The 10130-nt window shown below is 73.8% G+C and carries 11 protein-coding genes; 8 read left to right on the forward strand and 3 right to left on the reverse strand.

Annotation, left to right across the window (positions count from 1 at the left end; all coding sequences use genetic code 11):
• Positions 1-138: 138 nt before the first annotated feature.
• From bioD to UO65_RS16260, 4 genes are all read left to right on the forward strand, one after another.
• Positions 139-879, forward strand: coding sequence for a dethiobiotin synthase (bioD, locus tag UO65_RS16245; RefSeq protein WP_035283383.1), 741 nt, complete (start codon positions 139-141; stop codon positions 877-879).
• Positions 880-978: 99 nt separating this feature from the next.
• The gene (bioB, locus tag UO65_RS16250; RefSeq protein ID WP_035283384.1) at positions 979-2031 is read left to right on the forward strand and encodes a biotin synthase BioB; all 1053 of its coding nucleotides are present in this window, start codon (positions 979-981) and stop codon (positions 2029-2031) included.
• A 25-nt stretch (positions 2032-2056) separates the two neighbouring features.
• Positions 2057-2260: a biotin synthase auxiliary protein BsaP gene (gene bsaP, locus UO65_RS16255; RefSeq protein WP_035283385.1), complete on the forward strand. Its 204-nt coding sequence runs from the start codon at positions 2057-2059 to the stop codon at positions 2258-2260.
• Between the two features lie 69 nt (positions 2261-2329).
• On the forward strand, positions 2330-2983 hold the full coding sequence (locus tag UO65_RS16260) for a DUF2567 domain-containing protein (protein ID WP_084175667.1): 654 nt from the start codon (positions 2330-2332) through the stop codon (positions 2981-2983).
• 37 nt (positions 2984-3020) lie between these two features.
• Here UO65_RS16260 and UO65_RS16265 read toward each other — a convergent pair whose 3' ends face one another.
• The gene (locus tag UO65_RS16265) at positions 3021-3701 is read right to left on the reverse strand and encodes an LON peptidase substrate-binding domain-containing protein (protein WP_035283386.1); all 681 of its coding nucleotides are present in this window, start codon (positions 3699-3701) and stop codon (positions 3021-3023) included.
• A 70-nt stretch (positions 3702-3771) separates the two neighbouring features.
• Positions 3772-4473: an NUDIX hydrolase gene (locus tag UO65_RS16270; RefSeq protein WP_181400001.1), complete on the reverse strand. Its 702-nt coding sequence runs from the start codon at positions 4471-4473 to the stop codon at positions 3772-3774.
• Positions 4474-4532: 59 nt separating this feature from the next.
• Between UO65_RS16270 and nadA the strand changes: the two genes are divergently transcribed.
• Genes nadA through nadC form a run of 3 tightly spaced genes read left to right on the forward strand, consistent with a single transcriptional unit; the run spans position 4533 to position 8010 of the window.
• Positions 4533-5540 carry a quinolinate synthase NadA gene (gene nadA / locus UO65_RS16275; RefSeq protein WP_035283388.1) on the forward strand — a complete coding sequence of 336 codons (1008 nt, stop codon included), beginning with the start codon at positions 4533-4535 and terminating at the stop codon, positions 5538-5540.
• Positions 5537-7165, forward strand: coding sequence for an L-aspartate oxidase (locus UO65_RS16280; RefSeq protein WP_035283389.1), 1629 nt, complete (start codon positions 5537-5539; stop codon positions 7163-7165). The genes nadA and UO65_RS16280 overlap by 4 nt, the downstream gene beginning before the upstream one ends.
• Positions 7162-8010: a carboxylating nicotinate-nucleotide diphosphorylase gene (gene nadC, locus UO65_RS16285; protein ID WP_052021244.1), complete on the forward strand. Its 849-nt coding sequence runs from the start codon at positions 7162-7164 to the stop codon at positions 8008-8010. Before UO65_RS16280 ends, nadC begins: the two co-directional genes overlap by 4 nt.
• Positions 8011-8019: 9 nt before the next feature.
• Here nadC and UO65_RS16290 read toward each other — a convergent pair whose 3' ends face one another.
• The gene (locus tag UO65_RS16290) at positions 8020-8604 is read right to left on the reverse strand and encodes a TetR/AcrR family transcriptional regulator (RefSeq protein ID WP_035283391.1); all 585 of its coding nucleotides are present in this window, start codon (positions 8602-8604) and stop codon (positions 8020-8022) included.
• 71 nt (positions 8605-8675) lie between these two features.
• On the opposite strand from UO65_RS16290, the gene UO65_RS16295 reads away from it, so the two are divergent.
• Positions 8676-9983, forward strand: a complete 1308-nt coding sequence (locus UO65_RS16295; RefSeq protein WP_035283392.1) for a cytochrome P450 — start codon at positions 8676-8678, stop codon at positions 9981-9983.
• The last annotated feature ends 147 nt before the right edge of the window (positions 9984-10130 follow it).

The raw sequence follows: 10130 nt of genomic DNA on the forward strand, positions 1-10130 counted from the left end.
TCGCCATAGGGGCCCCGGCCAAACACATCCACCCAGCCGGGCACACCCACACAAAGACCGGGCTTTTCGCCAGGCAGACAGTGACGTTCGCCGGTTCCGGTGGGTGTTCGACGAGGCCCGGCGCTAGCCTGACCCACCGTGAGTGTCCTCGTGATCAGCGGGACCGGCACCGACGTCGGCAAGACCGTCGTCACCGCCGGGGTCGCCGCGCTCGCCCGGGCCGCGGGCCGCCGGGTCGCCGTGCTCAAGCCCGCCCAGACCGGCGTGGCCCCCGACGAGCCGGGCGACCTGGCCGCGGTGACCGCCCTGGCCGGTGCGGTGACCACCGCCGAGCTGCGCCGCTTCCCCGACCCGCTCGCCCCGGAGACCGCCGCCCGCCGGGTGGGGATGCCCCCGGTCCGCCCGTCCGAGGTGGCCGCCGCGACCGCCGAGCTGGCCCGCACCCACGACCTGGTGCTGGTCGAGGGGGCGGGTGGCCTGCTGGTCCGGTTCGACCCCGACGGCGGCACGCTGGCCGACGTGGCCTGGTCGCTGGGTGCCCCGGTGCTGGTGGTGGCGCACGCGGGCCTGGGCACGCTCAACACCGCCGCGCTGACCGCCGAGGCGCTGCGCACCCGGGGGATCGCCTGCGCGGGGGTCGTCGTCGGTTCCTGGCCCGCCGAGCCCGACCTGGCCGCCCGGTGCAACCTCGAGGACCTGCCGCTGGTGACCGGTGCCCCGCTGGTCGGGGTCGTCCCGGCGGGGGTGGGTGGTGCGAATCCCACCGCGTTCGCCGAGGGTGCCCGGCGCTGGCTCGCGCCCAGCCTGGGTGGCGAATTCGACGCCAAGGAGTTCACCGCGCGGGAGTTCGACCCCGCCCGGGGTGAGATTCCTCGCTGAAACCTGTCACCCCCATGCGGCACACTGTCCCATCGGACACGTACACGCAGGTGTCGGGGCGCGCAGTGGCGCCGGGACACCGGTTCGAGGAGGAACACCGTGACGGCAGCCGCCGAGCGCACCCACGACGCCGAGACCGCTCCCCAGGACGCGCCCGCGGACGTCCTCGCCGTCGCCCGTGAGCAGGTCCTGGAGCGCGGGGTCGGCCTGTCCGAGGAGCAGGTGCTCGCCGTGCTGCACCTCGGTGACGACCGGCTCGACGACCTGCTCGCGCTCGCGCACGAGGTCCGGATGAAGTGGTGCGGCCCGGAGGTCGAGGTCGAGGGCATCGTCAGCCTCAAGACCGGCGGCTGCCCGGAGGACTGCCACTTCTGCTCGCAGTCCGGCCGCTTCCCCAGCCCGGTCCGCTCCGCCTGGCTGGACATCCCCGGCCTGGTCGAGGCCGCCCGGCAGACCGCGGCCACCGGTGCCACCGAGTTCTGCATCGTCGCCGCCGTGCGTGGCCCGGACGCCCGGCTGCTCTCGCAGGTCCGCGAGGGCATCAAGGCCATCCGCGAGTCCGGCAACGACATCCAGATCGCCTGCTCGCTGGGGATGTTGACCCAGGAGCAGGTCGACGAGCTGGTCGGCATGGGCGTGCACCGCTACAACCACAACCTGGAGACCGCCCGCTCGCACTTCCCTGAGGTCGTCACCACGCACTCCTGGGAGGAGCGCTGGGACACCCTGCGGATGGTCCGCGAGGCGGGCATGGAGGTCTGCTCCGGCGGCATCCTGGGCATGGGCGAGACGGTGGAGCAGCGCGCCGAGTTCGCCGTGCAGCTCGCCGAGCTGGACCCGCACGAGGTGCCGATGAACTTCCTCATCCCGCAGCCGGGCACCCCGTACGAGCAGTACGAGCCGATCTCCGGCCGCGAGGCGCTGCGCCTGGTGGCCGCGTTCCGGCTGGCGCTGCCGCGCACCATGCTGCGCTTCGCGGGCGGTCGCGAGCTGACCCTGGGCGACCTGGGCGCGGAGAAGGGGATGCTGGGCGGGGTCAACGCGATCATCGTCGGCAACTACCTGACCAACCTCGGCCGCCCGGCGCAGCAGGACCTGGACATGCTGACCGACCTCAAGATGCCGATCAAGGCGCTGAGCGACACCCTCTGAGACCGGGAACCACAGGAGATCGAGCGTGTACTGCGTGCACTGCGGCAAGCCCGCCGCGGAGGGTGAGCACCTGCCCTGCCGGGGCGGGCGGGCCGCGTTGGAGCCGCCGCGCTTCTGCGCCGACTGCGGCAGGCGGATGGTCGTCCAGGTCACCCCGGTGGGCTGGTCGGCCCGGTGCAGTCGGCACGGTGAGCTGACCAGCGCGGGCGCGTCCCGGCTGACCGACTAGTCTCGGGTGATCGGGTCCGCTCCGCGCGGGCGGCCCGGTCACCAGCGGTTCGGCAGCGGGAGGACAGGCGTGGCGGAGGACGCGGTCGGCGCACGGGACGCGGCTCCCCCGACCACCCCGGACCACCCCGGACCCGGCCCCGCCGCGTTCGGGCCGTGGCAGCCGGGCGACGACCCCCACGGCCTCGCCGAGCTGTGGCCCGCGCGGCGACCCGCGCCGGTCGTGGTCAAGCGGGACCTGCTGCCCGCCGTGGGCGTGTTCGGCGTGATCGCGCTGTGCGGGCTGGCCCTGGGTTTCCTGTGGTCCCGGCTGGCGCCTGCGGAACTGGTGCAGATCGTCGACGGCGGCCGGTTGATCCCGCTGCGCTCGGAGAGCCACCACCGCTTCGACGACCTGGTCCTGTTCGTGCTCATGGCCATGGGCGCGGGTCTGGTCACCGGCGCCGCGGTCTGGGCGCTGCGGGAGCGCCGCGGCCCGGTCTACCTGATCGCCGCCACCGGTGGTGCCGCGCTGGCCGCCTGGCTGGCCACCCGGGTCGGCGTCTCCTGGGCCGAGGCGCACTACCCGGTGCCCGCGGCACCCGCCCTGGGCGACGTGCTCACCCTGGCGCCGCGGCTGGAGTCCGGGTGGGCCTTCGTCGCCTGGCCGTTCGGCACCGCGCTCGCCTACGGCCTGGCCGCGGCCTGGAACGGGATGGACGACCTCGGGCGTAGGCTCGGCTGATCCGGCGCCGGGAGCGGTGTGCTCCCGGCGCGCGCGTTCAGTTCAGGCAGATCGGTTCGCTGAACTCCGACGGGGGAGCGGGGACCGCGCGCAGGGTCGACAGGAACCCCGCCTCCCGGTTGAGCAGCTTGCCCACCATCCGCAGCCGGTGCAGCGGACGGGTCTCCTCCAGCAGGTCCTGCCGGTCCTCCATGCTCAGCAGGCAGTCCGCGGCCAGCGCGTGCGCCAGCTCGCAGGTCGCGGTGTCGGCGTCCGGTTCGGACCAGTCCTCGCGCTGCCAGGCCGCGGTGCAGTAGCGGCGGTGCGCCGAGCGCGCGGACTCCGCCAGCAGCGACACCGAGTCGGCGGCGGCGGTGGGCTGCTCGACGTCGGGCACCCACTCCACCCGGCCCATCAGGTACGGGGCGCTGGTGGTGTCCAGTTCGAGCAGTCGGAAGCGCCGCTCCCCGGTGGTGATGATGTCGAACCGCCCGTCCGGCAACCGCTTCGCCTCGCGCAGCGCCGCCGAGCAGCCGATGGCGCTGAGCTGGGCCAGCTCGGTCACCTCGCGCTCCGTCGACGGGCGCAGGGCGATCACCCCGAACTGCCGGTCCGGGACGGTGCCGTTGACCAGGTCCACCGTCAACTGGCGGTAGCGGGGCTCGAAGATGTGCAGGGGGAGGTTCGCTCCGGGAAGCAGCACCGCCCTGAGCGGGAACAGCGGAAGCGAATCGGCCACCCGACCACGCTACGACGTGGCGACCGTCCCCGCTGTCCGATTGCGGCGTCCGGCGTACCGGAGGGTGCTCTCAGCGCTGCTGACCGGGGGGCTTGAGCACCGCGAAGGCGTCGGTGACGGCCATGCTGGCGTCGGCGAACCGGAACTCCGCCGCGGGCCGCCCGCCCGCCCGGCCGGGCCGGGTGGTGCGCCCGGTGGGCTCCAGCAGACCCCGGCGGGACAGCACGCGCTGCAGGTTGGTCGCCGACACCCGGTAGCCCAGGGCGGCGGAGTACAGCTCGCGCAGCGCGGAGATGGTGAACGCGGGCGGGGCGAGGGCGAAGCCGATGTTCGTGTAGGACAGCTTCGCCCGCAGCCGGTCGCGGGCGCGCACGGCGATCGCCCGGTGGTCGAAGGCGGTGTCCGGCAGCGACTCGAGCTGGTGCCACTCGGTGTCGCCGGGCAGCTCGGGGTCCAGGTGCGAGGGCACCAGGCAGAGGAAGGCGCTGGCGATCACCCGCGCCCCCGGGGTGCGGTCGGGGGCGCTGAACACGGCCAACTGCTCGACGTGCGACACCTGCCGCACGTCGACCTTCTCGGCGAGCTGGCGCCGGATCGAGGTCTCCACGTCCTCGTCCATCCGCAGCAGGCCTCCGGGCAGTGACCACCTGTGCGCGTGCGGTTCCATCGCCCGCTGCCACAGCAGGACCCGCAGTGTTCCCTGCCTCACTTGCAGCACCGCGGCGAGCACTTCGTGGTGGATCGGGGCGGTCGCGGTGGTAGCATCAGCCATGTTTTCGATCCTAAGGCGAAAACCTCGGGAGCGAAAATCGGACATCTGAGGAGGGGCCCATGACCGCGGAAATGCTCGACCTGACCCCCTACGGCGGGGTGGAGGCGGACGCCGCGTGGCGGGACGAGGTGCGGCGGCTGGTGGCCGAGCGCGACGCGGTGCTGCTCGCGCACAACTACCAGCTTCCCGAGATCCAGGACATCGCCGACCACACCGGTGACTCGCTGGCGCTGAGCCGGATCGCGGCCACCAGCGACGCGTCCACCATCATCTTCTGCGGCGTGCACTTCATGGCCGAGACCGCGAAGATCCTCAGCCCGGACAAGACCGTGCTGATCCCGGACGAGCGCGCGGGCTGCTCGCTGGCGGACTCCATCACCGGCGCCGAGCTGCGCGCCTGGAAGGCCGAGCACCCCGGTGCGGTCGTGGTGTCCTACGTGAACACCACCGCCGAGGTGAAGGCGGAGACCGACATCTGCTGCACCTCCTCCAACGCCGTCGACGTGGTCGCCTCGATCCCGGCCGACCGCGAGGTGCTGTTCCTGCCCGACCAGTTCCTCGGTGCGCACGTCAAGCGCGAGACCGGCCGGGAGAACATGCACATCTGGGCGGGGGAGTGCCACGTGCACGCGGGCATCAACGGCCCCGAGCTGGCCGAACGCGCGGCGGCGAACCCGGACGCGGACCTGTTCATCCACCCCGAGTGCGGTTGCGCCACCTCCGCGCTCTACCTCGCCGGTGAGGGCATCGTGCCCAGCGAGAAGGTCAAGATCCTCTCCACCGGCGACATGGTGACCCAGGCCCGCGCCACCAAGGCCAGTTCGGTGCTGGTGGCCACCGAGATCGGGATGCTGCACCAGCTCCGCAAGGCCGCCCCCGACATCGAGTTCAACGCCGTCAACGACCGCGCGTCCTGCCGGTACATGAAGATGATCACCCCGGCGGCGCTGCTGCGGTCGCTGCGGGAGAACCGCGACGAGGTGCACGTCGACCCCGAGACCGCCGCCCGCGCCCGCGGCGCGGTGCAGCGGATGATCGAGATCGGCCAGTCGGGCGGCGGGGAGTGAGCGCGCCGACCTGGGAGGCCCGCGCCGACCTGGTGGTCGTCGGGACGGGTGTCGCCGGGTTGACGGCGGCGTTGCGGGCGCGGTCGCTGGGGCTGCGGGTCCTGGTGGTCACCAAGGCCGCCGCCGAGGACGGCAACACCCGCTGGGCGCAGGGCGGCGTGGCCGTCGTGCTGCCCGGCGAGCACGACGAGGGCGACTCGGTGCGCGCGCACGTCGCCGACACCCTGGTCGCGGGCGCGGGCCTGTGCGACGAGGACGCGGTCCGGGCGATCATCGCCGACGGCCCCGCCGCCGTCGCCCGGCTGCGCGAGCGCGGCGCGGTGTTCGACGCGCGGCCCGACGGGAAGCTGGCCAGGACCAGGGAGGGCGGGCATACCGCGTTCCGGGTGGTGCACGCGGGCGGCGACGCCACCGGCGCCGAGGTCGAGCGCGCCCTGGTCGCCGCCGCCCGCGACGGCCGGGTGCCGGTGCTGGAGGGGCACGTCGCCGTGCAGGCGCTGCGCACCCCCACCGGGGCGGTCGTCGGCCTGCACGTGCTCGACGACGCCGGGGTGCCCGGCGTCCTCAGCGCCCCGGCGGTGCTGCTGGCAACCGGCGGGCTCGGCCAGCTCTACCAGGCCACCTCCAACCCCGAGGTCGCCACCGGCGACGGGCTCGCGCTGGCGCTGCGCGCGGGCGCCCCGGTCGCCGACGTCGAGTTCGTGCAGTTCCACCCCACCGTCCTCTACACCGGTGCGGGCGCCCGCGGGCGCTGCCCGCTGGTGACAGAGGCGGTCCGGGGAGAGGGGGCGGTGCTGGTCGACGCCACCGGCGCCCGGGTCATGGAAGGCGTGCACCCGCTGGCCGACCTGGCACCGCGCGACGTGGTGGCCGCCGCCATCACCCGGCACGTGGCGCTGGGCCGCGGCGGGATCGACGACCACGTCTTCCTCGACGCCACCCACCTCGACGCCGCGACGTTCCGCCGCCGCTTCCCGACCGTGCACGCCGCCTGCCTCGCCGCGGGCGTCGACCCGGCGGTCTCACCGATCCCGGTGGCCCCCGCCGCGCACTTCGCCTGCGGCGGCGTGCTGACCGACGTGGACGGCCGCACCCCGGTCCCCGGCCTGTACGCGGCGGGCGAGGTGGCGCGCACCGGCCTGCACGGCGCGAACCGGCTCGCCTCCAACAGCCTGCTGGAGGGCCTGGTCGTGGGGGAGCGCGCCGCCGAGGCGGTCGCCGCCGACCTGGCGGGCGGGCGGCTCGCCGACACCTGCCTGGCCGTCGTGCCCGACCTGCCGGTGGCCCCGGTCGCCGACCGGGACGTGCTGCAACGGGTGATGAGCCGCTACGCCGCGATCGGCCGCGAGGCCGAGGGCCTGGCGATCGTCGGGTCCGTGCTGGACGTGACCGCCGCCGAGCGGGTGCTCGACACCCGGACCCTGGTCGAGGACGCGGCACTGACCCTGGTCGCCCGCGCCCTCATCGCCGCCGCCGCGACCCGCACCGAGTCCCGCGGCTGCCACGTGCGCACCGACTTCCCGGCCCGCGACGACGCGGCCTGGTCGCACCCGACCATCATCCGGCTGACGCCGTCCGGCCAGCCGGTCCCCGTCCACCCGATCGCGCTGCGAGGTGTCGCGTGAGCACCGAACCCCTTGGTGTGGAAGCCTTCTCGGGCATCATCGCCATCGCCCTGGCCGAGGACCTGGCCCACGGGCCGGACGCCACGACCGAGGCCACCGTGCCCGCCGACGCGGTCGCGGTGGCCGAGCTGACCCCGCGCGCAGCGGGCGTGCTGGCCGGGGTCGGGGTCGCCGAGGAGGTGTTCCGCCAGGTCCTGCCCGACGTCGAGGTCCTGGGCGCGCGGTCCGACGGGTCCGCCGCCGAGCCCGGGGAGCCCGCGCTGACGGTCCGGGGCGCCACCCGCGCCCTGCTCACGGCCGAGCGGACCGCGCTCAACTTCCTGTGCCACCTCTCGGGGATCGCCACCGCCACCCACGAGTGGGTGCGCGCGGTGGAGGGCACCGGCGCTGCTGTGCGCGACTCGCGCAAAACCCTCCCGGGCCTGCGCGTGCTGGAGAAGTACGCGGTCCGCTGCGGCGGCGGGGTGAACCACCGGATGGCCCTCGGCGACGCGGTCCTGATCAAGGACAACCACGTCCTGGCAGCCGGGTCGGTGGCGAAGGCCCTTGCGGCGGTTCGTGCGCATGCGCCGGACCTGCCGTGCGAGGTCGAGGTGGACACGCTGGTCCAGCTCGACGAGGCGCTGGCGGAGAACGCGGAACTGGTGCTGCTGGACAACTTCACCGTTGCCGAGTGCGCCGAGGCGGTCCGTCGTGCCGCAGGCACCGGGACCCGGTTGGAGGCCTCCGGCGGGTTGACGCTCGACGTGGCCAGGGCCTACGCCGAGACCGGCGTGGACTACCTGGCGGTCGGGGCGTTGACGCACTCCTCGCCCGCGCTCGACCTGGGCATGGACCTGCGCTAGGCCCCGGGTTCAGTTCTGGGACCGGGCGACCAGGTCGTTCAGGCCCGCCAGCAGGTGCTCCGGTCGGGGGGAGCGCTGCGGGTCGAGCAGCCACTGCAGGGCGAGCCCGTCGCAGACGGCGAGGATGAAGCCCGCCACGGCGGTGCAGCGGGGGTCGTCGGCGTGGACGTCGGCGTCGCCGTAGGAGGTGGCGACGATCTCGGCCACCCGGGTGCGGGTGCGGTCCTGCACCTCGGCGAGTTGTTCGCGCAGTGCCGGGTCGCGTTCGGCCTGGGCGAGGGCTTCGACGAAGCTCAGCAGCAGCGCGCGCTTGTCGGCCAGGTGCAGCAGCACGGTGGCCCAGGTGAGGTGGGCGCGTTGCAGCGGGGAGGCGTGCGGGTCGGCCAGGGCGACCTCGGCGAGGGCGTCGGTCCACTCCTCGAACACGTCGCCCAGGGCGGCGTTGAGCAGGCCGTTCTTGGAGCCGAAGTGGTAGCCGATCGAGGCCAGGTTGGTGCCGGAGGCGGCCACCAGGTCGCGCGCGGTGATGTGCGCGTAGCCCTTGTCCTCCAGCAGCCGCCGGGCGGCGTCGAGCAGCAGTTCCCGATGTCCCACCCGTGCAGGGTAGTTGCCCCGTCCATCTATACGGATGTATAAATCCGGGGAGCAGACCAGCGGGAGGTCCGATGAGTTCGGCCGAAGTCGACAACCACGCCAGCGACACCCTCCCCGACGGGCCCCGGCTGCCACGGGCGGTGCAGACGATCCTGTTCATGCGCTCCCGGGCCCGCTTCTCCCCGCGCTGGCAGGCCCGCTACGGCCACACCTACACCGTCCGCCTCGCCGCCGGGCGCACCGTGGTCGCGGTGACCCGACCGGAGGACATCCGCGAGGTCTTCGCCGGGTCGCCGTCGGTGTTCCACGCCGGGGAGGGCAACGCGATCCTGGCCCCGGTCATGGGGCACGAATCGGTCCTCATCCTCGACGAGGCCGCGCACCTGTCCGCGCGCAAGCGCTTGATGCCCGCGTTCAACGGGGCCGCCCTGCGCGGCTACGGCGGGATGATGGAGGGGCTGGCTGCGGAGGCGGCGCAGAAGTGGCCGGTGGGCAAGCCGTTCGCCACGCACCGCACCATGAATGACGTGACCCTGGAGATCATCCTCCGGGTCGTGTTCGGCATGGCCGAGGGCGAGCGCCTGGCGAAGCTGCGCCCGCTGATCAACAAGGTCACCGACATCGGCCCGATCGCCGTCCTCGGCTGGACCTTCCCCAAGCTCGGCGGCCTGTGGCCGTGGAAGCGCAACGCCGAGAACATCACCGCCGTCGACGCCCTGCTGTACGAGGAGATCGCCGAGCGCAGGGGCCGCCCCGACCTCGCCACCCGCGACGACGTGCTCTCCCGCCTGCTGGCCGCCGACCCGGACGCCCGCGCGGTCGAACTCCGCGACCACATGATGACGCTGCTGCTCGCGGGCCACGAGACCACCGCCACCGCGCTCGCCTGGTCCCTGCACGAACTCTCCCGCCGCCCCGAGGTCCTGCGCGCCGCCCAGCGGGCCGCCGACACCGGCGACGACGACTACCTCCAAGCGGTGGCCAAGGAAGCCATGCGCCTACGCCCCATCATCTACAGCGTCGCCCGCCGCCTCACCGAACCCACGGTGATCGCGGGCCACCGCCTGCCGAGGGGCACCATCGTCTCGCCCAGCATCGGCCTGGTGCAGCGCAACCCGGACCACTTCGACGACCCGGACGAGTTCCGCCCCGAGCGCTTCCTCGGCACCTCACCGGAATCGGGCACGTGGATTCCGTTCGGCGGCGGCGTCCGCCGCTGCCTGGGGGCGGGGTTCTCGCTTCAGGAGGCGGTGGTGGTCCTGCGCGCGATCCTGACCCGCTACGACCTGGAACCGGTGGGGCCGCCCGAGCCGCCCAAGTCGCGCAACATCACGCTGATCCCGTCGAAGGGTGCCCGCGTCATCGCCCGGCGGCGCTGATCCGGCCCTGCTGAGTCGTGTTTCGGCTTGAGCCCGGGGTTTGTGGGTGGTGCCCGGCTGGGTGGATGTGCTCTGGTTTTAGAGCCCGGTTGCTTGTCGTGGGTGCCCGGCTGGGTGGATGTGTTTGGCCGGGGCCCCTATGGCGAT

The organism is Actinokineospora spheciospongiae (genome assembly GCF_000564855.1).
GTDB classification, from domain to species: Bacteria; Actinomycetota; Actinomycetes; order Mycobacteriales; family Pseudonocardiaceae; genus Actinokineospora; species Actinokineospora spheciospongiae.